Source organism: Nitrobacter sp. TKz-YC01 (genome assembly GCF_047824785.1).
Classification (GTDB): Bacteria; Pseudomonadota; Alphaproteobacteria; order Rhizobiales; family Xanthobacteraceae; genus Nitrobacter.
Map to the genome: position 1 here is coordinate 1,258,242 of NZ_CP181167.1, position 24,245 is coordinate 1,282,486.

General features: G+C 63.1%; 19 protein-coding genes. 12 read left to right on the forward strand and 7 right to left on the reverse strand.

Going from position 1 to position 24,245, the window contains the following annotated elements:
• The first annotated feature begins 40 nt into the window (after positions 1-40).
• Together ACMYR2_RS06010 and ACMYR2_RS06015 are read left to right on the forward strand one after the other, a co-directional pair.
• Positions 41-1,300, forward strand: coding sequence for a hypothetical protein (locus tag ACMYR2_RS06010; protein ID WP_416193859.1), 1,260 nt, complete (start codon positions 41-43; stop codon positions 1,298-1,300).
• Between the two features lie 41 nt (positions 1,301-1,341).
• On the forward strand, positions 1,342-2,382 hold the full coding sequence (locus tag ACMYR2_RS06015) for an NAD-dependent epimerase/dehydratase family protein (RefSeq protein ID WP_347262680.1): 1,041 nt from the start codon (positions 1,342-1,344) through the stop codon (positions 2,380-2,382).
• Between the two features lie 116 nt (positions 2,383-2,498).
• On the opposite strand, the gene ACMYR2_RS06020 is transcribed toward ACMYR2_RS06015, so the two are convergent.
• Positions 2,499-2,696 (reverse strand): hypothetical protein, encoded by a 198-nt coding sequence (locus ACMYR2_RS06020; protein WP_347262681.1) that lies wholly within the window; start codon positions 2,694-2,696, stop codon positions 2,499-2,501.
• Positions 2,697-2,819: 123 nt separating this feature from the next.
• Positions 2,820-3,098, reverse strand: a complete 279-nt coding sequence (locus tag ACMYR2_RS06025) for a hypothetical protein (protein ID WP_416193860.1) — start codon at positions 3,096-3,098, stop codon at positions 2,820-2,822.
• A 538-nt stretch (positions 3,099-3,636) separates the two neighbouring features.
• On the opposite strand from ACMYR2_RS06025, the gene ACMYR2_RS06030 reads away from it, so the two are divergent.
• Complete coding sequence (locus ACMYR2_RS06030; RefSeq protein ID WP_347262682.1) at positions 3,637-4,065, forward strand: cupin domain-containing protein; 429 nt, start codon at positions 3,637-3,639, stop codon at positions 4,063-4,065.
• 134 nt (positions 4,066-4,199) lie between these two features.
• Here the strand turns inward: ACMYR2_RS06030 and ACMYR2_RS06035 are convergent, their stop codons facing one another.
• The 4 genes from ACMYR2_RS06035 to ACMYR2_RS06050 form a co-directional block, all read right to left on the reverse strand.
• Positions 4,200-6,824, reverse strand: a complete 2,625-nt coding sequence (locus ACMYR2_RS06035) for an AAA family ATPase (protein ID WP_416193861.1) — start codon at positions 6,822-6,824, stop codon at positions 4,200-4,202.
• Positions 6,821-7,945: a DNA repair exonuclease gene (locus tag ACMYR2_RS06040; RefSeq protein WP_347262684.1), complete on the reverse strand. Its 1,125-nt coding sequence runs from the start codon at positions 7,943-7,945 to the stop codon at positions 6,821-6,823. The genes ACMYR2_RS06035 and ACMYR2_RS06040 overlap by 4 nt, the downstream gene beginning before the upstream one ends.
• 2 nt (positions 7,946-7,947) lie before the next feature.
• A complete protein-coding gene (locus ACMYR2_RS06045) occupies positions 7,948-13,959 on the reverse strand; it encodes a DUF3320 domain-containing protein (protein ID WP_416193862.1) in 6,012 nt (2,003 codons plus the stop codon).
• Positions 13,960-14,067: 108 nt separating this feature from the next.
• Entirely contained in the window at positions 14,068-14,343 is a 276-nt protein-coding gene (locus ACMYR2_RS06050) for a metal-sensitive transcriptional regulator (RefSeq protein WP_347262686.1), read from the reverse strand.
• Between the two features lie 54 nt (positions 14,344-14,397).
• Here ACMYR2_RS06050 and ACMYR2_RS06055 point away from each other — a divergent pair, with 54 nt between their 5' ends.
• The gene (locus tag ACMYR2_RS06055; protein ID WP_347262687.1) at positions 14,398-16,923 is read left to right on the forward strand and encodes a heavy metal translocating P-type ATPase; all 2,526 of its coding nucleotides are present in this window, start codon (positions 14,398-14,400) and stop codon (positions 16,921-16,923) included.
• A 24-nt stretch (positions 16,924-16,947) separates the two neighbouring features.
• On the opposite strand, the gene ACMYR2_RS06060 is transcribed toward ACMYR2_RS06055, so the two are convergent.
• The gene (locus ACMYR2_RS06060; protein ID WP_347262688.1) at positions 16,948-17,388 is read right to left on the reverse strand and encodes a DUF2147 domain-containing protein; all 441 of its coding nucleotides are present in this window, start codon (positions 17,386-17,388) and stop codon (positions 16,948-16,950) included.
• Positions 17,389-17,922: 534 nt separating this feature from the next.
• Between ACMYR2_RS06060 and ACMYR2_RS06065 the strand changes: the two genes are divergently transcribed.
• The 8 genes from ACMYR2_RS06065 (at position 17,923) to ACMYR2_RS06100 (ending at position 24,214) form a co-directional block, all read left to right on the forward strand.
• Entirely contained in the window at positions 17,923-18,528 is a 606-nt protein-coding gene (locus ACMYR2_RS06065; RefSeq protein ID WP_347262689.1) for a superoxide dismutase, read from the forward strand.
• A gap of 161 nt (positions 18,529-18,689) precedes the next feature.
• Positions 18,690-18,896, forward strand: coding sequence for a hypothetical protein (locus ACMYR2_RS06070; RefSeq protein ID WP_347262690.1), 207 nt, complete (start codon positions 18,690-18,692; stop codon positions 18,894-18,896).
• Complete coding sequence (locus tag ACMYR2_RS06075) at positions 18,890-19,645, forward strand: ABC transporter ATP-binding protein (RefSeq protein ID WP_347262691.1); 756 nt, start codon at positions 18,890-18,892, stop codon at positions 19,643-19,645. Before ACMYR2_RS06070 ends, ACMYR2_RS06075 begins: the two co-directional genes overlap by 7 nt.
• Before the next feature lie 6 nt (positions 19,646-19,651).
• Complete coding sequence (locus ACMYR2_RS06080) at positions 19,652-20,521, forward strand: metal ABC transporter permease (protein WP_347262692.1); 870 nt, start codon at positions 19,652-19,654, stop codon at positions 20,519-20,521.
• Positions 20,522-20,529: 8 nt separating this feature from the next.
• On the forward strand, positions 20,530-21,456 hold the full coding sequence (locus ACMYR2_RS06085) for a metal ABC transporter substrate-binding protein (protein ID WP_347262693.1): 927 nt from the start codon (positions 20,530-20,532) through the stop codon (positions 21,454-21,456).
• Between the two features lie 123 nt (positions 21,457-21,579).
• A complete protein-coding gene (locus ACMYR2_RS06090) occupies positions 21,580-22,647 on the forward strand; it encodes a GTP-binding protein (protein WP_347262694.1) in 1,068 nt (355 codons plus the stop codon).
• Complete coding sequence (locus tag ACMYR2_RS06095) at positions 22,647-23,660, forward strand: WD40 repeat domain-containing protein (protein ID WP_416193863.1); 1,014 nt, start codon at positions 22,647-22,649, stop codon at positions 23,658-23,660. The genes ACMYR2_RS06090 and ACMYR2_RS06095 overlap by 1 nt, the downstream gene beginning before the upstream one ends.
• 209 nt (positions 23,661-23,869) lie before the next feature.
• Positions 23,870-24,214, forward strand: a complete 345-nt coding sequence (locus ACMYR2_RS06100; RefSeq protein ID WP_347262696.1) for a hypothetical protein — start codon at positions 23,870-23,872, stop codon at positions 24,212-24,214.
• Positions 24,215-24,245 lie beyond the last annotated feature (31 nt).

Consider the following 24,245-nt stretch of genomic DNA (forward strand, 5'->3'; position numbering starts at 1 on the left):
GCCGGATTCCACTCAGCCGGAAAATGCTCTAAGTCCGGTTATGGCAACGAGCGAGGCAAGAACGTCGCCGCTGCGGATCCTGTTGTCCGAGGGATCGAGTACGTCGGCGCGCGAGGCGATCACGATCCTCGGGATGCAGGGGCATCATGTCGAGGTTTGCGATCCGGATCCGCGCTGCCTCGGACGCTTCTCGCGGTTCGTGCGGCGATTTTATCGCTGCCCGGGTCTTGGCGTCGATCCGGCCGGTTACGTCAACTTTGTGCTGGCGCTTCTGGCGAGACGGCCCTTCGACGTGCTGCTGCCGATCCATGAGCAGGGATACGCGCTTTCGAAAATGCGCGAGGCGATCGAGAAGCATGTCGCCGTCGCCCTGCCGGCGCACGCCGCCTATCAGCAGGCGCACAGCAAGGCTTCCTTCAGCCGCCTCCTGAGCGGCCTTGACCTGCCGCAGCCTCGCACGTGGCTCGTCAGGACCAGCGAGGACGTGCTGGCGCTCGATCGTTTCCCGTTGATCCTGAAAGCCGCGACCGGAACGGCGAGCCGGGCGGTGTGGCCGGTGAAGGGACCGCGCGAGCTTGCGGCCGGGGTCAGGGAACTCGCGCGATGCGGCGCGTTCGCCGACGACATCGTCGCACAGGAATTCATCGACGCGCCCGTGGAACATGCGCAGGCGGTGTTCGACCGCGGACGGCTGTTGGGCACGCACGCTTACCGGCAGATTGCCCGCGGCGCGGGAGGCGGGGATGCGGTGAAGGAAAGCGTCGATCGCCCGCTGGTGAGGGAGCATCTGACCCGTATCGGAAAGCATCTCGACTGGCATGGCGCATTGTCGGTGGACTATCTGACGCCGGGCGCGAACGACGTGCTGTACATCGATTGCAATCCGCGCTTGGTCGAGCCGATGAACGCGCTGCTCGCCGGCCACGACCTGTTGAGCCTGCTGCTGCGGGTGACGCGGGGAGCCTCGCCCGAGGCGCTGGTTCCGGGCCGCGCGGGCGTGCGCACGCATCTGGCTCTGCAGGCCCTGCTCGGATGCGCCATGCGATCGCGGTCAAGGCTGGAACTGTGGTGCGAATGCCGGCGTTTGCTGATGCGAACGGGCGTTTACAGAGGCAGCCAGGAGGAACTGACGCCCCTGCGCATCGATTGGCCGAGCGTCATTCCCACCGTGTTTGCCGCCGCCTTGCTGCTCGTCCGGCCGGGCGCGGCGGAGTGCCTTGTGAGCAAGGGTTGGGGGGACCATTTGTTGAATCCGGATAGCATTCGGATCATTGAAGGTTGGAACGGCCCGCCGGTGTAGTATCCTTCATCACCGGGTCGATCTCCTTGGAGCCTGCGGACGTGAAATCCATAACGCTGCAACCTCGCGCCAGAACGGCGCTTGCCAGCCGTCGCCCGATACTGGTCACAGGTGGAAACGGATTCATCGGACAATATCTGGTTGCGGCGCTGCGCCGCCGGCACGGCGTTGTCCGCGTTCTTGATCTGCAACCGCCGCCGCCCGGACCCGTGCCGGAATTCATCCAGGGAACGATCCTGGACCCGCACGACGTGCGGCGCGCTCTGGACGGCGTGGATACCGTGTATCATCTGGCGGCGATCTCGCATCTGTGGACGGCGAACCCCGCCGACTTCGAGCGCGTGAATCAACATGGCACCGAACTCATGCTCGCGGCGGCGCGCGAGAGAGGGGTGCGCAACATCGTTCACTGCTCCACCGAAGCGATCCTGTTTCCCTATCGCAGGGGCGGGACAACGATGCCGCAACGCGCGGAAGACATGCCGGGGCCCTACACGCGATCGAAATTCATGGCCGAGCAGATCGCGCGCGAGGCGGCGGCCGATGGACTACGTGTCGTGATCGCCAATCCCACCGTTCCCATCGGGCCCGGCGATCACAACTTTACCGAGCCCACGCGGATGCTCGAACTGTTCGCGCGCAAATCGCCGCCGATGGTGCTGGACTCGATGCTGAACCTCGTGGATGTGCGGGACGTCGCGGCGGGACTCATCCTGGCCGGAGAGCGCGGCCGGGCGGGAGAGCGCTATATTCTCGGCGGCGAGAACGTCAGCGTGCGCGAACTCGTGCGGCGTGTCGGAAGCCTGTGCGGCCGCAGCACCAACGTGCATGCGTTGCCGGCTTCCCTGGCGCTTGCGATCGGGGTGGCGTCCGAATGGTTCGAAGGCCAGGTGATCCAACGCACGCCGCGCGTTTCGATCGAGGCGGTGCGCATCGCTTTGCGCTCGATCCCGCTGGACACACGAAAGGCGGAGATCGAGCTTGGCTATCTGCCTCGCCCAATCGACGGCGCGCTCACCGACGCCATCGCCTGGCTCACGCGCCGTGACGCGGATGCGGCTCAGCCGCGGTTCTCGGCTTAGAGCCTGTTCAACCGCGTTGAATCCGATTCAACCGCGTTGAATCAGACTCGTCGCTTATGTTTTTGTTTGAGCATGATCCCACAAAGTGGAAACCGGTGTTTGGATAAGATCATGCTCTAAAAACTTGCCCGCGCGGCCCGCAGGAAATTGCGCGGCGTACCGTAGAAATTTCCGCCCCTGGGATTGCTCTCCGTCACATAATAATACTTCTTGTCGAAGATGTTGTTGACGTTGAGAGCCAGCGACCAGTTCTTGCTGATGTCGTATTGTACAAGAAGATCAACACACGCACCGACGAACTGAAGCCGCTTCATGCCTGAAGATATGGTTCGCGCCTTCCGTGGGGACGCCGAAGGCTGATGCGCTCCAATGTCCCTCTGGCGCAGGCTCAGCTTCGCTGATCAAGGACAGCGAAGCTGGTGAAACACAATGTGTTCCTACCTGGAGCACTCCGGAATTTTGCTCAGGTCGTTCTCGGCTTCTGCTCTCGATGGATAGGAGCTCTTGCCGACAGCCTTGGTTTTTCCTCGTGTCGTCGGCTTCAGGCTTGTGACCACACATGTCTCTGTTGAAGTATCTTGTAGAATATACCAGGCGCTGGCAGATCCTGTTGTTGTGCCCGGCGAGCTTGGCGAAGCATCCTGGGACGTCTGAGCGAGGGCAGGTACCGCCAATGTCGAGGCGATCAGACTCGCCAGTGCGAGTTTGAGTTTCATTTCTGCTCCATCGTGTGTGTGGGTTTAACGGAAACGAGAAATCGTAAAGTGATTACAAACGTTCCGGGGCAATGGATAACATCTCATCTGGAGCGGGTTCAAGGGTGAAGACGACGCAGTGTCTGAGCATTTTCTGCTTTTGAAACAAAAGCGAGTTCTAGATTGTTGTTTTAACGTATTTTCTTTGCGGGAATCGGTATCCGCTTTGCTCAAGAAAAACGCTTTGGCTGCGAGAAATCTTCGTTGATCGACACGTTGCTGACACCTTTTCGTCAACTATCAGCCGCGCGCCTAGCCTGCTGAAATTGCAGGCGCTGCTTCCGTCGATGCTCTACCAATGGATGCACCCTGCGGTTTTCGCCATCTTGACTGGAACAATCTGATTCCGGCAGCGGATGGTTTCGGACTCTCGTGGTAAGCTGCGCTAGAGTCTTTGACGCGTTTTCTTCACGCGAACCGGATTCCATCTTCGGGTCAAGCCCGAGGACATGCGTCGCTCGAAAACGCTATAGCGGCTTCGCGTGTTTGGGAGATTGCGATGTCAGGTTTGTCAGATGCGGTGAGAGTGATCGAGCCCGGCAAGACCTATGTCGGCAAGCAGGGCTTTACTTACGGAGCCGGCGTGTCGAAGGAGACGGTCGGAGCAAAGCACATATGTTTGAATGTGCTGCCGATGCCTCCGGGCGCGAAGGCGAAGGTCCATTACCATGACGGTATTGAGACCATCGCATATCTTCTGGAAGGGGAGTGCGCCGTCTATTACGGTGACAAACTTGAGCATCGTATCGCCGTCAAAGCCGGGGATCATGTTTACATGCCCGAGGATGTGCCGCACGCTCCGTCCAATGAAAGCGGGGCGCCGTGCAAGTGGCTGGTCGCGCATTCATCGGGCAGCGATCAGGACGGCATCGTTCTGCTGCCGGAACTCGATGCCGTTCTGGCACAGAGGTCCAGTACGTCAGCTTGATGAGCAGTGAAGGAGTGGAGACGTTTTTGCCCTGCCTTCGTGCTGGCTGCGGCGCGTAAGGCCGGCACGCGCAAAGACGTTCATCACGCTTTCAATGGATAGGCTTCCACGTCACAATGCGCCTATCCGCGCGTTCAGGGCTGCCACTCTGTCATCTGAAGGATATTTCCGCCGAGTTTCTGGAACGCGCGCTGACGGCAGGAGAAGACGATGATCTGTTGGTCACTGGATTGCCGGTGCAGCGCGTCGAACATCTTCTCGATCCGATCGTCGTCCGAATAGACGAGGGCGTCGTCGAGGATGACCGGCGCCGGCCGGCCGTCGCGGGCGAGCAGCCTTGCGAAGGCGAGACGTGTCAGCACCGATAGCTGCTCCCGCATGCCGCCGCTGAGGCGGTCGACGTCCTCCTCCTGGCCGTTGCGCCGGATCGCCTGGGGCAGCAGCGACTTGTCGTCAAAGGTGATCGAGACATCATCGAAGAGCAGTCCGAGAAGCGGCTTGAGCTCCGTCATGACAGGCTTGAGATAGAGTTCGCGCGCCTGGGATCTGGCTGTCTCCAGAGCCGAAGCCAGCCGTTGCAGGACGGCGACTTCCTTCTCGAACGCCGCAACGCGAGCCGTTGCGCTGGAGAGCGCGTCTGTGGTCTCGCGCCACTTTTCTTCCACCGCCTCGTCGGCGCGCGCCCGTATTCCGGCGTTCAGGCCGGCAATGGTCTCACGGAGCCGGTGTATCTCTTTCTCGGAGACTTCTTCAACCGAGCGGGCCCGCTTCAGCGCCGCCCCGGCGGAATCGAGATCGGTGGCGTTGTCGCTGAGCTTCTTCGCATTCGTTTCGGCCTCGGCGCGTGATCGCTCCCGATCATCGAACGCCTTCACCAATTGCTGTTCGCGTACTGCGCGTTCTTCTTCAGGACCGAGGATTGAATCGATCTGCGCTTGCTCGGCATTCAGCGAGGCCGACTCCGTTTCGGCGGCGATGAAGGCATTGTCGACACTCAGGCGCAGCGGCTCCATCTCGCGCATAGCCAGCCGCGCCGCCGTTAGCCGCTCCTCGGCTTCGGCGTGGGAGGTCCGAACCTGCGCCGGGTCCGCTTTCAGTTCGAGAACCTCGGATTCGACAGCGCTTTGTGCGGCGACGTCCTCCCGTAGCCTCGGCAAACCTTGCGGCGCAAGCTGGGACAACCGGCCGCGCAGTTCGCCGAGCCCGGCGTCCATCTGCTGGGCCTGAACCTGCCGCTTTCGTGCCGTGGCAAGGTCGTCGACGCCCATTGAGGATAGAAGCGTGCGACGCTTTGCTTGGGCCTGTTCAAGGCGATCATCGCTTCGGGGCGGCCGGTTCGACCGAAGCTTGATCGTGCCGATCCCGGGAACGGAAAGCCGCGCCTGTCCGTCATATGTGCGCTCCTGTCCGTCCGATAGCGGGTCGCCATCCATTGTCACGAGACCGGACGCGTCCGCCTGATAATCGACGGAAACGGAAGGACGCGCGGCTTCCTCGACAGCGTGAAGTGTTGCGATCTCGACGTCCAGGTCCTGAAGCTCGTCGATAGCGCTCGATGGCAATTTGAGAAGCGAAAGCTCTGCTTCGCCGCGTTCCAACTCTTCACGGGTGGCTTCCGCCCTGGCGAGCTGTTCCTTGAGTTGGGAAAGACGCTCGAACGCCTCGCGCGCTTTCAACGCCGCGTCCAGGCGCGCGAGCAGGTCGCGCGCTTCCCTCTCGCCGGCCTCCGCCGCCTCGGCCTCCGCCGTTGCCTTTGCGATCGCCTCGCTGACCTCACGACGTTTGTCCACGGCCTGGCGTCGTCGATCTTCAGCCGAAAGCTGCTTTTGGCGCAACTCCCTTGCTCTTTCCATGGCGGCGCGGAAGGTCAGGAGGTTTATTTCGGCGCCCTCCCGGCGCTCCAGCGCGAGCCTGAGTTCGGCTTCGGCCGTCCTCAGCTTCTCGCTTTGGGATTTGGCGGCGTCGAAGGCGGCTTGCGCCGCCTCCAAAGCCTTGCGGCGCTCCTGCCTCGCCTCGGCCCTGTCGAGTTCGGCAAGCGTCTTCGTGGCTGAAGCGCGTTGATCCAGCTTCTCGCGCAAGACCGTGACCTCGCCCGCAAGTTTTTGTTCGTCTTCGGTCAGCCTGTCGCGATCTTCAATAGCGCCGGCGTATCGCCTGCCGGCCTTGGGCCTGCCGGTGGCGGTGACCAGTTCTGACAGAGCCTGTTGCGTGGCGGAAAGGATCTCGGTCATGCGCCGCCCGCCGGTGACGGCCTCGACCTCGCCTTGCACGGATTCGAGCAGGGTGCGGCGAACTTCACGTTCGTCCTCTTCCTCCGACCTGCTGCGTCTTTCGATTCCGGTCACGCCCTGGCGTACCCATAGCAGCCCTGCGGGGCCTGCGGTGCCGCCCTTGACCAGGCTGGCGATGAAGTTCTCCGCCTCGTCCGCCTGCGCCACCAGTTGTCCGGTGGCGAGGTCGGTCACCCGCGCGGAGCGGCCGACGAAATACTGCTTCGTAATACGGAAACGGCCTTCGCCGGTCGCGATATCGGATTCGACCAGCGGACTGCCGCCGCTATAGGGCCTGAGATTTTTGACATCTCCCGAACCGCTCGAATGCGGCTGGAAAAACAGCGCATGCAGCGCCTCGAAACTCGTCGACTTGCCGAATTCATTGGCGGCGCAGAGCACATTGACGCCGTCGTCGATCCCCTCGATGGCGACGCCGCGGCCGGCGAAGCGCTTCACGTTGAACAGGCGCAGCGCCGAGATCTTCATGACGCGACCACCTGCGCATAGGAATAGAGGCGGGCGAGGGCGGCGCGCGCGGTCTCGCGCTCGGTGGCGGAACGGCTTTCATCTCCGGCTTCGGCCAGCAGCGTGTTGGCGGCTTCACGAAGCGCTCCGGCGCGATCGATCCGGTCGAGGTCTTCCACCTCGCACTCTGTCATGAGGCCGGCCTCGTCAAGCTCCAGGAAGGCAAAGTCCGGCGTCGCGCTTTCGATGGCGCGCGTCAGCGCCGTGCGCGCCGGCAGGCGGCTGCGGCCTGTCGCCATGATCCGGGCAAGCGTCTGTCGGCGGAGCCGCGTCTCCGGCAACAGCGCCTCCAGCGCCGGCGCGGGATCGTCCCCGTCGAGCAAATGCAGGTTCAGCGTGCGCCAGGTGAAGCCGGCCGTGGCCAGCGGCGTCACCTCGGGCAGGGCGGAGCAGCCTGTGATGCTGACCAGCGAGGCTTCGCCGGGGTGATCGTGCTTGAACCGGTCCGGCTCCGGCGTGCCGCTGTAGCGGGTGCGCGGGCCGATGTTCATCGCGCCGTGCCAGTCGCCGAGCGCCAGATAGGCGAGGCCGGCGCGCTGGGCCCGGTCCGGCGCGATGACGTCGGACGCGACGGCCTCCTCGGAAAAACTCTGGATCGCGCCATGAGCGAGGCCGAGGCGGATGACTCCTTCCGGCGTCGCCTCGCTATCCATCCATTCGGTGAGATCGCGGCCGGGACGGCGCGTCGTGCAGGGCGCGGGCAGGAGCACGACATCCGCCGCCAGTTCGATCGGACGCGGCTCCACCGCGAGAATGACGTTGTCGGGCGCGTCGGTCTTCAGCGTGGCCCAGAGCTGGGTCGCCTGCAGCGAGTCGTGATTGCCCGGCAGGATCACCCATCGGATCGGCGCATGATGCGCCATCTCGGTCAGCGCCTGACGGCGGACGTCGGAAGCGGGCGTCTCGGTATCGAAAACATCGCCAGCGAGCAGGATCGTGGCCGCGCCCTGTTCACGCCCATGTTGCGCGAGCCGGGCGATCACCGCGTGCCGCGCCTCGCGTAGCCGGCCCGGCAGGTCGCCTTCGAAATTGCCGAAGCGCTTGCCGAGATGCAGGTCGCTCGAATGGATGAAACGGAACATGTCTATTCCGATGACTGAACGGTCGCGATATGTTGGCGGGCTCTCGTGATCGCTTCGTCGAGGCGGGCACGGGATACGGCTGCAAGGCGTTCGACGCCGAGGAGACGCGCCAGACAGCGCACGGGATCTGTGTCGTCCAGCAGGTCGGGATTGTCGAGCACGACGGAAGCCAGTTCGGCAAGCGGAATATCCGCGACCGCCCTCCGCGCATCGTCGTTGACTGGCTGCCGATAGGCGAGAAAGTCGGCCACGGCTCCCTTCTTCCAGATGAACCCGCCGCTCGATTCGCGCGTCGTGTCGTAACCGCGCAGATGCAGATCGATCTGCTCCCTGATGCGCCCGCCCGTGCGCAGCCAGTCATGCGCCCGTGAAATTCTTTTCGCAAGAATGTCCGTGCGCAAAGGGCTTTCGGTTTCGATGACGGCCTCGATCATGCCTCGCAGCGTGTCCCGGTAGCCGAATTCGAAGAACTGATCCGGATCCGCCTTGAAGCTGGAGAGATCGGTGACGTGGTATTGCCGCTTGTCCGGAATATCGGCCGGCATCGGACCTGCATCTGGTTGCGCCGTGGCTGCCTTGACCATGCAAGGCTCCGCCGGGGGTTCCACCGCTACGCGTTCGGTTTCAGGGGACACCGGAGGCGGCATCACCTCGTCAACAATAGCGGCGGCCTCGTCGTCGCGGATCTCGTCGATCCCCTCCACGTCGTGTCCCATGTCCCAATGCGTCGCGATCTCCTCCTGTTCGGCGGCGCGGCGTGTCCGGCTTTCATCCAACAGGCTTGTGAGGCTGGCGTGCAGCCGCTCGGCGCAGCCCGCGGGATCGAACCACCAGTCCGTCGACCAGACGCGCAGGATATTCCAGCCCAGCCCCCGCAACACCTGCTCACGAACCTTGTCGCGGTCCCTTGCCGTCGCCGATCCGTGATAGGTGGCGCCGTCGCATTCCACGCCGGCGAGATAGGCTCCGGCCAGATCAGGATGGCGAATGCCGAGGTCGATGCGAAAGCCGGAAATCCCGACCTGCGGCACGACCATCCAGCCGCGTCGCTCCAGTTGCGTGGCGACGGCTTCTTCAAACGGGGAATCGAAGCCGCCGACAGAACCGTCATCCTGGGCCGGCAGGGCGATCGCGCCGCGTTCGGCGTAGTCGAGGAACGTCTTGAGGTGATGGACGGCGACCGCCTTGGTTCGTGAAGAGTCGATCTGGTCGGCCGTGAAGCCCGAAAACACGATGAGTTCCTGCCGCGCGCGGGTTACGGCGACATTGAGGCGCCGTTCGCCGCCGTCGCGGTTGAGCGCGCCGAAATCCATCTTGAGCTTGCCGGCGGCATCTTTCCAGAAGGTGACGGAGAAAAGGATCACGTCCCGCTCGTCGCCCTGCACATTCTCGAGATTCTTGACGATGGTCGGCTCGACTCGCTCCTCGGCGAAGAACCACTCAAGCTCGGGATCATCCCGGCGCGCGGCATCGAGATGATCGAGGATCAGCGACTGCTGCTGTATGTTGAGCGTGATCACGCCGAGCGTCGGCCGCTCCTTTTCGCCAAGCTTCAGCCAGGCCCTCATGCGCGCCACGGCTTCCTTGACGACAGCCTCGGCCTCGATCCTGTTGGTCCGGCTCTTGCCGCGGTCGTAGACGCCATGCGGCACCTTCCGCAGTTGCACTGCGCGGTCTTCGACGGCCGGCGAGGGAAAGGTCACCAGACGGTTCTGGTAATAGTGATGGTTTGAAAAAGCGATCAGGGATTCGCTTCGGCTGCGATAATGCCATCTCAGATCGCGGACAGGTATGCCGGCGGCTTTCGCCTCGTCGAGAATGCTCTCCAGATCCTTCTCGTAGTCGGCGATCTCCTCGTCGTCATCTTCGTTGCGTCCAAAGAAGTTTGTCGGCGGCAACTGCTTGGGGTCGCCGACGATGATGGTCTGGCGCGCCCGCGCGATGGCGCCAACCGCGTCCCAGGTCGTGATCTGCGAAGCCTCGTCGAAGATCACCACGTCAAAGAGCGCCTGATTGGGCAGAAGATACTGTGCGATGGAGAGCGGCGACATTAGCATGCACGGCGCGAGCCTGGAGAAGCTCTGAGGCATCCTGCCGATCATGTCGCGTATCGATTGGCTCGGCCGCTGCAGCTCCATCTGGTGGCGGAGCAGCCCGAGCTCGGAATTGCGCGGCACGCTCTGCACGGGCGGCAGACCATGGGCGATCGCGCCGATCACGCGACGGGTGGCGTGCGCGCGCACGAGATCGTCGATCTCACGGAATTCCTTGACGGCGTTTTCGTGCTGGAAACGCCGGAAATTCCGCAGGACAGGATCGGCGTCGAGGACTTTGGGGAGCCACCACCGGGCATAACCGAGGCGAAACGCGAGGCGCGCCTCATCAGGCCGGACCTCTCCCTTTTCGATCCGCTCGATCAGGGAAGCAAGGCTGGATGCCAGCGCCCGGTTTCTGATACGGCACCAGGCCGCCCAGTCGCGCAGCAGATGCTGCGTATTCGCGAGGGCCGCGAGATTTTCCCGCATTGTCGCGAGGTCGATTCCGTTCTGTCCGGGCTGGATGTCGCGGCCGGACAGGTCCGAGAAACGCCGGCCCGCGCTCTCCAAACCCTGGATTGCTGCGAGAAGCCTGTCCCCGGCGCGCCTTACCCTGTCGTTCTCCGTCGCGCCGCGCAGGCAGGCGGCGACGGACCGGCCGATCGAACGAAGCTCGTCCTGCTCTATGTTCGGCAAGCACAGGGCATCCCGAAGCTCCCGCGCAAGTTCAATGATGTTCGCGACCGCTTCGAGATCGGTCTCCAGACCATTGACCGGCAGCGGCTTCCTCGCCAGCAGGTTTTCGTCGATGGCCGAAAGGCATTCCTTCATGCGCCGGAGCAGCGGAAGATCCTTTTCAGGATCAGCGGTCCCGCTGCCGGCATGGGCTTGCAGCAGCTTCTGGATCTTGCGCTTGCCGAGCATCGCGCCGGGCCAGAAGGAAGCGTTCGCCTCACGCCACTGCCGCTCCAGCCCCGCCGGGTCGAGATCGCGAATGGCGGAGGCGCCGTATGCAGCGCTGAGGTCTCGCTCCGCTTCGCGGTAGTCGCTGATGGAGCGGCCTAAACCGTCCAATGCTCCGGCGCACAGGGCGAACTCCCGATCGGAAGCGATCGTGATGTCGCGGCCGCGACTTTTCTGAAGCGCCGTTGCCAGGGCTGCCAGATCCTGAAGTTCGGTCTGTGACAGCCGTTCCCGCGGCTTCAGACCAAGGACGGCGGCATAGCCTTCGAACGAACTGGCCAGCAGATCGATCGCGTTCCGCAGAGATGTCGCAGCCGTCAGCAGGCTGTCCTGCCAGCCGGAACTCCAGTCGACGACATCGACGAGATCCAGCGATGGCTGCCGCTCGATCGACGCGAAGACAAGGCCAAGTTCAGCGGCGAGTTCTTCAAGGCCGCGCAGAGTCTGCGCGTCATGGGCATCGCGTTCCGGCCATGAGAAATCCGGCGCGGGAGCGTCCGCGGCCTTGAGCGCGATCCCGAGCGCATGGTAGGGCGTCCATCCGTTCGGATAGCGCTTGTGCAACGCCTCGACATAGGCATTGAGTTCGTCACGGCGCAATCGAAGACGTTCGTTGATCTCCACCCATTCGGATGCATCGGTGCGGCCGCCATGCTCCCAGGCGGCCTTGAGCTGTCCGAGGAAATGCCGGCGGTCAGCCTTGTTCGAGTGCAACTCGATGCAGTGATTTCCGAGACCGTGTTCGCGCAGCCGTCGATAGACGACGTCGAGCGCGGTGGTCTTTTCGGCGACGAACAGCACCGTCTTTCCGACCGCGAGGCAGTTCGCGATCATGTTGGCGATGGTCTGGCTCTTGCCGGTGCCGGGCGGGCCGACGATGACGAAATCGCGTCCCTCGGCCGCCGCGAGGCTCGCCGCCGTCTGCGACGAATCCGCAGGAAGAAGGCAGATGATGTCCGCCGGCGTATAAACGCGATCGAGTTCACGTTCGTCGCGGAATGTCGATTGTCCGTCGCCTTCCGAAAAGGCCTGTTCCGGCGTGTCGATCAGGTGGCGGACCACCCGGTTCTCGCGAAGCGCTTCGGTGCGTTCGACCAGATCCTTCCACATGAGGAATTTCGCGAAGGAGAAGGTCGACAAAGCCGTTTCGTCCACGACCTCCATGCCGGGCACGTCGCGGACGGCCTGGCGCATCATGGCGAGAAGGCGCGGCACGTCCACCCCGTTATCGTCGAGCGGCAGGTCGCCGCCGAACTGGGGGAGCGTCAAGTCGAAATCCCGCTCCAGGAACTGCAGCAGGGTGGCGTTGAAGCGTGGCTCGTCCTCATGGAAGCGGATGGTGAAACGCGAACTGGCGCTGCGGCGCTCGAGCTTCACCGGGACCAGCAGAAGCGGCGCCCGATAGCTGCGCCCGTCTTCCGGCTTCTTCTTCCAGCGCAGGAATCCGACGGCGAGGAAAAGGGTGTTCGCTCCGCCTTCGGCAAAATCGTTGCGGACCTGCCGATAGAGATCAATCAGCCGCGCCTCGAGTTGCCGCGCCTCCAGCGGCGAGGGAAGCTCGTCCCTGAGCAGGGCTTCGGCTGCGAAACCGCGCTGAAGATCGCGTCCGTGAACCTCGCGATAGATCGTCGCGTCGCGCTCGCCGAGCGGGTTCTGCTCCGGCAGCGATATGATCCGGATGGCGGCGCCGTTCGCGAGCCGGTCCTCGAGATAGGCGATGTCGGTGCAGAGAAAGGGGATCGTCTTCTTGGAATCCGGGAAATTGAGAAGCCGGTTGCGAAGGGTCAGGTCGAGCAGCTTCTTCTGCCAGCGGTCGATGCGGCCGGCGGCGGTGGTCGGCTTCACCTCGATCGCTTCGGCCGGCAGCTCGCCAAAAGTCGGGGCTGGGGGAAGCGGCAGATCCGGGACGGGAGCGGTTTCATCATCGGTGGCGTTGCGCGTGACCGGCTCGTGCGAGGCGAGCGGCGTGATCCCGCCGCTTCGGGATCTCTTGACGTCGATCGCCGCGACGAAAGCGAGGGCTTCTTCCTCCGCGAGACGACGGTCCAGCGCCTGCTGCGCGCTGTCGAAGGTCAGGGCAGGGCGATGGGTTACGCCGGTGGTCTCGAAGACGACCAGCTCGCGTGATGCCAGCGCCTTGCGAACCTCCATCTGGTCGCTCTCGATCGCCTGGGCGAAGGTCCTCTTGGTCAACCATGCGCCTGCCGCCGCGTGTCCACGGAACATCACGATGACCGGGTGCAATCCGGCGGCTTCCAGCGCGGCGGCAAAAAGCAGCGTGGTGTCGAGGCAGGTCGCCAGCCGTTGCTCGGCGATCGTGCCCGGACGACGGATCTTCTGGCCAAGGCTCTCAAAGCTCGCGGGCGGTTCTGCGTAGTGCAGGCCCATCCCGGCAATGGCGGAATAAACAGCCGCGGTCAGCATATAGGCTCGCTTGGGGTCCTGCGATTGGTAGCCATCCAGTCCGCTCGGATGGCCATGCGCGGCAAGCCGTTCCGCTGCGGTTCGCAGGATCGGGGTCACATCCGGGTCGTTCGGCATCACGAAGGCCGGCAGCAGTTGCGCCATATCGGCGACGCCGCCCCATTCATCACGCGCAAGCAGCCTGACGGGAAGGCGCCGCTCGTCAAGGACCTCTTCCCTCAAGGAAAGGCGCAGCGTGATCTCGCCGCGTTCCGCCTCGTTGAGACCCGCAAGATAACCGGCATCCAGTTCGACCTTCCGGTCGCTCAAGGAAATCTTGTCCCCAGGCAGCAGTCGATCGATGGTCCACGTTTTCAGTCTCAGAAACGACGGCGAAGAGGTCAGCTCGAGCGTGCAGGTCTCGAAATGACGGTCGCTTAGGTTCTCGATCAGCAGGGATCTGATAACCGGAATCGCATTCTGATAGGATGCGTATGTAAAGCTGGCTGCGACATCCGCGACGATCACAGGAGCCTTGGCATCCTCCGCGACATCGACCCCGACCTCCGCGACATCGACCCCGTGTCGATCATCGCAATTCGCGCTTTGCATTGGCGTGCCCCCCTGAAGGAGCCTAGCCAGATTTGGCGCGCTTAAGAAGTCCCATTATCATTCGTACGTAGAATCGCTGGGGAAGGCGGCGTGCGGCATCAGCCGGCGCTATCGGCTCGCCCGTTCGATGACGGCCATCAGCTCGGAGATCTTGCGCCGCTGATCGGTCTTGTTGCCGCTGGTGATCGCGTGCTCGACGCAATGCGCAACGTGATCCTTCAGCACTTCTTCTTCCACGCGCCGGAGCGCGGCGCGCACCGCCGATATCTGCGTCACGATGTCGATACAATAACGGTCTTCTTCCACCATCCGGGACAGCCCGCGAACCTGGCCTTCGATCCGGCTGAGACGCTTTCGGCAGGTTATCTTGATATTGTCGCGCATGCCGGATATATACCCCTAGGGGGTATGAACTGCAAGGGGATTGCGGAGGTCCGGATGAACACAGCAGGGCGACCAGAATCCAAAAGCGGGAACGGCTGCGGCTGCTCCGGGGAAAAGCAGGCTGCATCACCCGCCGCTGCATCGCCTGAGTCGAACTGCTGCGGCGGGCAGTCCGCGACGACGCATGTCCATGATACGCATGCCCATGATACGCACTCCCGCGACGCGGATGAATCTCGCGCGCACGGACATCACGACCAGCACCATGGTCATGCCGATGCGATGACCGATGGAAAGGTTGTCGATCCGGTCTGCGGCATGACGGTTGATCCGCGGACCAGCAAGCATCGCTTCGATTATCAGGGTACGACGTATCACTTCTGCTGCGCCGGCTGCCGGACCAAGTTCGCCGCGACGCCGCAGTCCTATCTCGACAAGTCCAGAGCGCCGCCGGCGGATGTGCCGGAAGGCACGATCTACATTTGCCCGATGGATCCGGAGGTCCGCCAGGTCGGCCCTGGCGCCTGTCCGGTCTGCGGGATGGCGCTGGAGCCGGAGCTTGTGTCGCTGAACGACGCGTCCAACCCTGAACTTACGGATATGTCGCGCCGGTTCTGGATCGGATTGATCCTCGCGCTGCCTGTGATCGTGTTGGACATGGGCGCGCATATCGCAGGGGTGCACAGCTGGATCGACCAAACGCTGTCGAACTGGATTCAGTTCGCATTCGCGACGCCGGTGGTGATCTGGGCCGGCTGGCCGTTCTTCGTGCGCGGCTGGCAATCGCTGACGACGCGCAATCTCAACATGTTCACGCTGATCGCGATGGGCACCGGCGTGGCTTATCTCTACAGCCTTGCCGCCACCATGACGCCTGCGATTTTTCCGCCCGCCTTTCGCGGGGCTGATGGCGCTGTCGCGGTCTATTTCGAGGCGGCGGCTGTGATCACGATCCTGGTGCTGCTCGGGCAGGTGCTTGAGTTGCGCGCGCGCGAGGCCACGTCCGGCGCCATCAAGGCGCTGCTTGATCTTGCGCCGAAGACCGCGCGCCGGGTCGATGAGCAAGGCGCGGACCACGACGTGGCGCTCGACGAGGTGGCTGTCGGCGACCGGCTCCGGGTTCGTCCCGGGGAGAAGGTGGCGGTGGACGGCCTGATCGTCGAGGGACGCTCCTCGCTCGATGAATCCATGGTGACCGGTGAATCCATGCCGGTTGCCCGGGAAGCGGGCTCAAAAGTGATCGCCGGCACCATCAACCGGTCCGGCAGTTTCATCATGCGGGCCGAGCAGATCGGACGCGATACGCTGTTGTCGCGGATCGTGCAGATGGTGGCGCAGGCGCAGCGGTCCCGCGCTCCGATCCAGCGTCTGGCTGATCGGGTGGCTGGCTGGTTCGTGCCCGCCGTCATCGCCGTGGCCGTCGTGGCGTTCGCGGTCTGGTCCTTCGTCGGCCCCGCGCCACGTCTGGCGTTTGGTCTGGTCGCCGCGGTGAGCGTGCTGATCATCGCCTGTCCGTGCGCGCTCGGGCTCGCCACGCCGATGTCGATCATGGTGGGCGTCGGACGCGGCGCGCAGGCCGGTGTCCTCATCAAGAATGCCGAGGCACTCGAGCGCATGGAGAAGGTCGACACGCTGGTGGTCGACAAGACCGGCACCCTGACCGAGGGCAAGCCCAGGGTTGTCGCCATCGAGGCTGCGGAAGGTGCCCGGAAAGACGACCTGCTGCGCCTTGCCGCGAGCGTCGAGCGATCCAGCGAGCATCCGCTGGCGGACGCCATCGTAGCTGCGGCAAGGGAGCGCGATCTGCCGTTGGGCGAGGTGCAGGAGTTCGATGCTCCCGCCGGAAAGGGCGTGATCGGAAAGGTCGATGGAAAAACCGTACTGGTCGGATCGGCCGCGTTTCTTCAATCCCGGAACGTCGCCGTTCACGGCATGGCGGCATTAGCCGAAGACCTGCGCAATGACGGGGCCACCGTCGTCAACGTTGCAATTGACGGCAGGCTGGCCGGTCTGCTCGCGATCGCCGATCCCGTGAAAGCCTCAACGCCCGCGGCCCTGAAAGCGCTGGCAGGCGAGGGCATCAAGGTCATCATGCTGACCGGCGACAACCGCACCACCGCCAACGCGATCGGTAGGCAGCTCGGCATTGCCGATGTCGAGGCTGATGTTCTTCCCGAGCAGAAGAGCGCCGTTGTCACCCGGCTTCAGAATGAGGGGCGCGTCGTGGCCATGGCGGGAGACGGCATCAACGATGCGCCGGCGCTGGCCACCGCCGATGTCGGCATCGCCATGGGCACCGGAACGGATGTCGCCATGGAGAGCGCAGGCGTGACGCTGCTGGGCGGAGATTTGATGGGCCTGGTTCGCGCGCGCCGCCTTTCCGAGGCGACCATGCGCAATATCCGGCAGAACCTGTTCTTCGCTTTTATGTACAACGCCGCCGGCATTCCGATCGCGGCCGGGGTGCTCTATCCGGTCTTTGGCCTGCTGCTATCCCCGATCGTGGCCGCGGCCGCCATGGCGCTGTCATCGGTAAGCGTCGTCGGCAACGCGTTGCGGCTGCGCGCTGCGAGGCTGTGAAGACGAAGGATCGGCGCTTGTTCTTCAGCGGCGAGAGCGTGTCCAGACCTCTCCGCTGCACAGCGCGCCCACGCAGCCTTCCACGCGGAGCGCGCCGGGGCCCGCGACGGAGACGTTGCTGGCATAGGTATTGCCGTCATCGGCATTGTAGATCGAGCCCGACCATTTGTTGGGACCGGTTTGCGACATGCCCCGGAACAGCGGCAGTCCGATCATCGGTCGTCTGGATAGCGCCGGGTTGTGATTTTTATCGTCGACGGCAGGTCTTCCCGTGGCGGGATCAGTCGGGTTGCGCAACCAGACGATGACGCCGCAAAGGCTGCTGCCGCCGCATCTGCTGACGCGAACCTTGGCGTCACCCGCTTGTGTCAGCCAGATGCCGGTGGGGTCGGCCGCTGTCTGTGCGTCGGCGACGGATAACATGGCGGCAAGAACTGCAACAGCAAATCCGGATCGCACGAGCATGACAACCACCTCCCAGAGCCCCCAGATCACGATGGTTTTGGATCGAACTGATCCAAAACCATCGTGATCGATTCCCAATATTTTAGAGCGGGATGTGGGCGGAAAACCGCTACACACTTTTCCTCATCCCGCTCTATAGCGTTTTCAAGCGAAGCATGTCCTCGGGCTTGACCCGAGGATGGTGACCTGTTCGCGTGAAGAAAACGCGTCAAAACAAAATCATGGAGCCCCGCTTCTGATTCAATCAGAAGCGCAAAGGCTCCAGGGTGCATAACAAAAAAACCGGGTCGTGCAACATGATATGTGCGGCGAGCCCGGTTATGTGGGGAGAGACATGGGGATTCAGCGGCAGCAAGGCATGGTGGCAACGAGCCGTGCGTCTTATGAATGGGAAGTCTGCAACAGCGGCATGCCTGACGTTGACCCCTCTCAAGTTATGGTATGTAACGGCTGGTGTCGTACTGGCGACGGAAACCCCTGACCGGGTTTCGCCGGGCCCCCTTACAATCTCCCAACAATTCGGACAAACAACCCATGACCCTTACGCTTCCGAACCTGCCATACTCCCATGACGCGCTCGCGCCCCATATGTCCAAGGAAACCTTGGAATATCATCATGATAAGCACCATCAGGCTTACGTGACCAACGGCAATAACGCGATCAAGGGGACCGAGTTCGAGGGCAAGTCGCTCGAGGATATCGTGAGAAGCTCGTACGGCAAGAGCGCGTCCGTGGGCGTGTTCAACAACGCCGGCCAGCACTATAATCACCTGCATTTCTGGAACTGGATGAAGCCCAACGGCGGCGGCGACAAGCTTCCCGGCCGTCTCGAGAAGAAGATCATCGAGGATTTCGGCAGCCTAGAGAAATTCAAAGCTGATTTCGCCGCGGCCGGCGCCGGACAGTTCGGTTCGGGCTGGGCATGGCTTCAGGTGAAGAACGGAAAGCTGGAAGTATCCAAGACGCCGAACGCCGAAAACCCGCTGATTCACAACGCGACCCCCATTCTTGGCTGCGACGTCTGGGAGCACTCCTATTACATCGACTACCGCAACCGCCGTCCGGACTATCTCAAGGCGTTCCTCGATCATCTCGTGAACTGGGATTACGTGGATCAACTGTACGCCAAGGTCGCCTGATCGGGCGGGCCGAAGCCGGTAAAGATTCGAGAAGGCGGCACGTCGGTGCCGCCTTTTTTGCGCGCGGGTCATTAGTCAAGCTGGCCGGCGGTTTGTTCACTGGACAGCTGTGATGTTATAATATAACGATCTTGAAAGTCCGAGTCCGGAAAGCGTCTCAGGTGCTGCATTCTCACTCTCACGTCCAGGATCAAGCTCACGACGATGGACATTCGCACGGACACACCCATACGCTGTCCTCGCCGCATCCGGCCCAGGCGGTGCCATGGTCGATCCTGCGGATGGCGCTGGCTGCACGAGCGGGAACGGCGCTTGCGGTCTGCGTCGTGCTTTGGGCCGCCGTATTGCTGACAATCGCGGGATGGTAGCGCAACTGCAATTTCGTGATGTCACGCTGGGCTATGAGCGGCATCCGGCCGTGCATCACCTGAGCGGGGAGATCGCGTCCGGCGCGCTGCTGGCGGTGGTCGGGCCGAACGGCGCGGGCAAATCGACGCTGTTTCGCGGCATCACAGGCATCCTGAAACCACTGGCCGGATCGATTGCCCTCGGCGGCCTCGACGTTCGCGACATCGCTTATTTGCCACAGAGCGCAGAGATCGATCGCAGCTTTCCGATTTCGGTGTTTGATTTCACCGGCTCCGGGTTGTGGCGAACCACCGGTGCGTTCGGCCGGCTCGGCAGGCGCGAATGTCGGCGGATCGTGGAGGCTCTCGCGGCTGTCGGCCTGAACGGATTCGAAAACCGTCCCATCGGCACGTTGTCCGGCGGACAGATGCAGCGCATGCTGTTCGCCCGCGTGCTGTTGCAGGATGCCGGCGTGATCGTCCTGGACGAGCCGTTCAACGCCATTGACGCCAGGACCTCGGACGATTTGCTCGCTCTGGTGCGGCGTTGGCATGAGGAGAAGCGCACGGTGCTGGCGGCGCTGCACGACATGGAAATGGTACGCGCGAATTTTCCGGAGACGCTGCTGCTTGCGCGCGGCGCGGTGGCATGGGGTCCGACCGGGCAGGTGCTGACGGCCGCCAACCTGTCGCGAGCCCGGCAGATGTGCGAAGCTTTCGACGATGGCGCTGCCGCCTGCGCGGTCCGTGTTCCGCCGCGCGTGGCCTGAGGCATCATGGTCTACGACACGCTGGTCGCTCCCTTCGCCGATTTCGAGTTCATGCGCCGTGCGCTGGCTGCTGCTGCTGCTCTTGCGCTGGGGGCCGCGCCGATCGGCGTGTTCCTGATGTTGAGGGGGATGAGTCTTGTCGGCGATGCGATGGCGCATGCGATCCTGCCGGGAGCGGCGGTCGGCTTCCTGCTGTCGGGCCTCAATCTGTTCGCGATGACCGTCGGCGGGCTGGTCGCGGGATTCGCGGTGGCGATTCTGGCCGGGGTGGTGTCGCGCGTCACCGAACTGAAAGAGGATTCGTCGCTGGCGACCTTCTACCTCGCATCGCTGGCGCTGGGCGTCACCATCGTGTCGGTCAAGGGCACCAACATCGATCTGCTTCATGTGCTGTTCGGCAACATCCTCGCGATGGACAACCAGACACTGATGGTCATCGCCATCAACGCCACCGTGACCCTCGTGGTGCTCGCGGTGATCTACCGCCCGCTGGTGTTCGAATGCGTCGATCCCCTGTTTCTGCGCACGGTGAGCCGCGCCGGTGCGCCGGCGCACCTGGCGTTCCTCGGATTGGTCGTCGTGAACCTCGTCAACGGCTTCCATGCGATGGGCACCTTGCTGGCGGTCGGGCTGATGATCCTGCCCGCGGGCATCGCGCGATTCTGGTCGCGCGACATCACCGGCATGATGATGATCGCCGTGGTCAGCGCGCTTTTGTCCGGTTATGCCGGACTGGTGCTGTCGTTTCACAGCAAGGTGCCTTCCGGACCGGCGATCATCCTGGTCGCGTCGGTATTCTATGTCCTGTCTGTGCTGTTCGGGCGCGCCGGCGGGATTGTCCGGCGGTTTTTCCCCGCGCCCCATCTCGAAGCGTGAGGGTGATCATGGCGCGGTATGGCCTCGCAATGTGGGTGATCGCGATCGTGCTGGCGGCGCTTGCGCCCGCCCGCGCCCAGGCAACCGCCGGTGACCGCGGTGATGAGCGGATCGTCGTGGTCGCGAGTTTTTCGATTCTTGGCGATTTCGCGCGGGCCGTCGGAGGCGCGCGAACCGACGTCACGACGCTGGTCGGAACGGATGGCGATGCGCATGTGTTCACGCCGGCGCCGGCCGACGCCAGGAAGGTCGCGGCCGCGAGGCTGGTCATTGTCAACGGCCTCGGCCTCGAAGGCTGGCTGCCGCGGCTGGTGCAGGCCTCGGGCGGCAATGCGGTGATCGTCGTTGCGGCTACAGGCGTGCCATTGCGCGGGGCCGAGGCTGGTGAAACGCTGCACGGTGACGGTTCGGCGGATCCTCATGCCTGGCAGTCGGTCGCCAATGCCAAAATATACGTCGCCAATATTCGAGACGCGCTGATCGCGGCCGATCCCGCGGGCGAGGCGGTCTATCGCGGCAACGCCGCCGATTATCTGGCGAAACTGGACGCGCTGGACCGGGAGGTTCGCGAGGGCGTGGCCCGGATTCCACCGGAACGTCGCAAGGTGATCTCGACCCATGATGCCTTCGGCTATTTCGAGGCGGCCTATGGCATCGCTTTCATCGCTCCGCAGGGGGTATCGACCGACAGCGAGGCGAGCGCGCGCGATATCGCCGCCACAATCACGCAGATCAGGACCGCGAAAATCCCGGCCGTGTTCCTGGAAGATCTCGGAGATCCGCGGCTGATCCGCCAGATCGCCACCGAGGCCGGGGCCCGGATCGGGGGAACGCTCTATTCCGACAGTTTGAGCGATGAAAAGGGTGACGCCCCCACTTACATTGCCATGGTCCGGCATAATATAAAGGCATTGACGAGCGCGCTGGCGGAATAGTCGCGCCTTCTGCCTTTCCCGCAGGAAGGATCGCGAGGCGGCTCCTGTGGTCGCCGAACGCCGCATGTGCTATTGACCCCTCATTCTCTCCGCGGGGAGAGCAAAACAGCTCCGAGTTCATTGATGTCTGATGTAAACGCCTCCGCCTCGACGAAGATTCCCGTAACCGTGCTGACAGGCTATCTCGGCGCCGGCAAGACCACGCTTCTGAACCGCATCCTGTCGGAAAATCACGGCAAGAAGTATGCCGTGATCGTCAACGAATTCGGCGAGGTAGGCATCGACAACGACCTGATCATCGGCGCCGACGAGGAAGTGTTCGAAATGAACAACGGCTGCGTCTGCTGCACGGTGCGCGGCGACCTGGTGCGTATTCTCGAAGGACTGATGAAGCGCAAAGGCAAGTTCGACGCCATCATCGTGGAGACCACGGGCCTTGCCGATCCGGCGCCGGTGGCGCAGACGTTCTTCGTCGACGAGGACGTGCAGAATAATGCGCGCCTCGATGCGGTGGTGACGGTGGCCGACGCCAAGTGGCTGAGCGAACGGCTGAAGGATGCGCCCGAGGCGAAGAACCAGATCGCCTTCGCCGACGTGATCGTCCTCAACAAGACCGATCTGGTGTCGCAGCCGGAACTGGCCGAGGTGGAAGCGCGGATTCGCGGTATCAATCCCTATGCCAAACTGCATCGGACCGAGCGCTGCCAGGTGGCGCTCTCGGATGTTCTGGAGCGCGGCGCGTTCGATCTCGACCGCATCCTCGAGATCGAGCCTGATTTCCTCGAGAACGACGGCCACGACCACCACGATCATGATCACCACGACCACGACCATCATGGTCACGATCATCACGACCATGATCATGGCCATGGTCCGAAGCATTATCACGATGAGGAGATGCAGTCGCTGTCGCTGCGTTCGGACAAGCCGCTTGATCAGGACAAGTTCATGCCGTGGCTGCAGGAGCTTCTGGCGGCGGAGGGACAGAAGATTCTGCGCTCGAAAGGTGTCATGGAATTCAGCGGCGAGGACGATCGCTACGTCTTTCAGGGCGTTCACATGATGCTGGAGGGCAGCCGCCAGCGTGAATGGAAGCCGGACGAGAAGCGGGAAAGCCGTCTCGTCTTCATTGGCCGCGAATTGCCGGAAGCCCTGATCCGCGAAGGCTTCCAGAACTGCATCGCCGCGTGATGAAAGACAACGCCCCCAAGCAGCACGCCATGGCCTCGATCGGCGAGCGCGTGCGTCCCGTGACCATCGGCTCGCCGGTGGCAGCCCTGTACTTTATCGGCGATCGCGCCGCATTCGTCGGCGACGAGGAAACCATCACGCTGGTTTCCGGCGATGGCGAAAAGGCCGCGGTGACCGTCCATGGCGGTGCGATCCTGTCGTCGGTTTCCGACGGCAAGCGGATCGTCACCGGCGGCGACGACGGCAAGGTCGTCGCGCTCGACATGAAAGGCGAAAGTTCGGTTCTTGTGACCGATGCGAAACGCCGCTGGATCGACAATATCGCGGTCCATCCCGATGGCACGCTCGCATGGTCCGCCGGCAAGACCGCATACGTGCGCGGGATCAAGGGTGAAGAAAAGTCGATCGACGCTCCGTCGAGCGTTGGCGGACTCGCGTTCGCGCCGAAGGGCATGCGGCTCGCGCTGGCGCACTACAACGGCGTGTCGCTGTGGTTTCCGAACATGACGGCTGCGCCGGAGCGGCTGGAATGGGCCGGCTCGCATCTTGGCGTCACATTCAGTCCCGACGGCAGGTTTCTCATCACCTCCATGCACGAGCCGGCGCTGCACGGCTGGCGGCTGGCCGACGTACAACATATGCAAATGACCGGCTATCCCAGCCGCGTGAAATCCCTGTCGTGGGGCATGGGCGGAAAACTGCTGGCGACCTCCGGCGCGGACCGGGTTGTGGTGTGGCCGTTCGCCAGCAAGGACGGCCCGATGGACAAGGAGCCGACGATGCTGGCGCCTTTGCAGGCTCGCGTCACCGCGGTCGCTTGCCATCCGACCCAGGATTTCCTTGCGGCCGGTTATGAGAACGGCACCATCTTGATGGTGAGGCTTACCAACGGCGCCAAGGTGGTGGTTCGCCGTGAGGGCGAAGCGTCTGTCGCTGCGCTGGCGTGGAATGCGAAAGGCTCGATGCTGGCGTTTGCCCTGCAGAACGGCGAGGCGGGACTGGTCGATCTCTAGAGCCTTTCCGCTTCTGATAGAATCAGAAGCGGGGTTCTATGATGTTGTTTGGTCGCGTTGTCTTCACGCGAGGCGGACGCCATCCTCGGTCAAGCCGGAAGACCTGCTTCCTTCGCTGGAAAGCCGAGTCCGGCCCTCGGGGGTCTTGAGAAGGAACTTTGCTCGCGGCGAGTTGTTGGTCTTTTTGAAGATTAACGACGGGGGCCTCCATGGCGGCGAGCAAACGCGACGGCGGTACGAGAAGGGAAAACGATGCAGGTACGCTCCTGGCGATCGTGCTGATCGTTACTATCGGTATGATCGTGTCCGGTGTCTCCCTGTCGTTTGCACATAGAGAAGTCGTGATCGCGCAGGCGTCCTCGCCGCAAACCCTCCCTGTGCCCGCTGGCAAGGAGAACGGGCCAGCCGAATCAAAGCCGGGCGGGACCCGTCCAACGACGCCCGCACCAGAACCTGCGCGCCCGGATGCCGATGATGTGGGGCACGCAAACCCTGAACCGGCGCTGCCGCCCGCGCCGGCAGAGAAAGTCGCACCGCCGATCAAGGGAAATTAAGAGCAGGGCACCACCCGTCCTGCCTGCATGA

Bases quoted from the DNA above. Each gene is read 5' to 3' on its own strand.
- ACMYR2_RS06010 (WP_416193859.1), top strand. From the start codon at position 41: ATGGCAACGAGCGAGGCAAGAACGTCGCCGCTGCGGATCCTGTTGTCC.
- ACMYR2_RS06020 (WP_347262681.1), bottom strand. From the start codon at position 2,696: ATGAAGCGGCTTCAGTTCGTCGGTGCGTGTGTTGATCTTCTTGTACAA.
- ACMYR2_RS06025 (WP_416193860.1), bottom strand. From the start codon at position 3,098: ATGAAACTCAAACTCGCACTGGCGAGTCTGATCGCCTCGACATTGGCG.
- ACMYR2_RS06030 (WP_347262682.1), top strand. From the start codon at position 3,637: ATGTCAGGTTTGTCAGATGCGGTGAGAGTGATCGAGCCCGGCAAGACC.
- ACMYR2_RS06035 (WP_416193861.1), bottom strand. From the start codon at position 6,824: ATGAAGATCTCGGCGCTGCGCCTGTTCAACGTGAAGCGCTTCGCCGGC.
- ACMYR2_RS06040 (WP_347262684.1), bottom strand. From the start codon at position 7,945: ATGTTCCGTTTCATCCATTCGAGCGACCTGCATCTCGGCAAGCGCTTC.
- ACMYR2_RS06045 (WP_416193862.1), bottom strand. From the start codon at position 13,959: ATGCAAAGCGCGAATTGCGATGATCGACACGGGGTCGATGTCGCGGAG.
- ACMYR2_RS06050 (WP_347262686.1), bottom strand. From the start codon at position 14,343: ATGCGCGACAATATCAAGATAACCTGCCGAAAGCGTCTCAGCCGGATC.
- ACMYR2_RS06055 (WP_347262687.1), top strand. From the start codon at position 14,398: ATGAACACAGCAGGGCGACCAGAATCCAAAAGCGGGAACGGCTGCGGC.
- ACMYR2_RS06060 (WP_347262688.1), bottom strand. From the start codon at position 17,388: ATGCTCGTGCGATCCGGATTTGCTGTTGCAGTTCTTGCCGCCATGTTA.
- ACMYR2_RS06065 (WP_347262689.1), top strand. From the start codon at position 17,923: ATGACCCTTACGCTTCCGAACCTGCCATACTCCCATGACGCGCTCGCG.
- ACMYR2_RS06075 (WP_347262691.1), top strand. From the start codon at position 18,890: ATGGTAGCGCAACTGCAATTTCGTGATGTCACGCTGGGCTATGAGCGG.
- ACMYR2_RS06080 (WP_347262692.1), top strand. From the start codon at position 19,652: ATGGTCTACGACACGCTGGTCGCTCCCTTCGCCGATTTCGAGTTCATG.
- ACMYR2_RS06085 (WP_347262693.1), top strand. From the start codon at position 20,530: ATGGCGCGGTATGGCCTCGCAATGTGGGTGATCGCGATCGTGCTGGCG.
- ACMYR2_RS06090 (WP_347262694.1), top strand. From the start codon at position 21,580: ATGTCTGATGTAAACGCCTCCGCCTCGACGAAGATTCCCGTAACCGTG.
- ACMYR2_RS06095 (WP_416193863.1), top strand. From the start codon at position 22,647: ATGAAAGACAACGCCCCCAAGCAGCACGCCATGGCCTCGATCGGCGAG.
- ACMYR2_RS06100 (WP_347262696.1), top strand. From the start codon at position 23,870: ATGGCGGCGAGCAAACGCGACGGCGGTACGAGAAGGGAAAACGATGCA.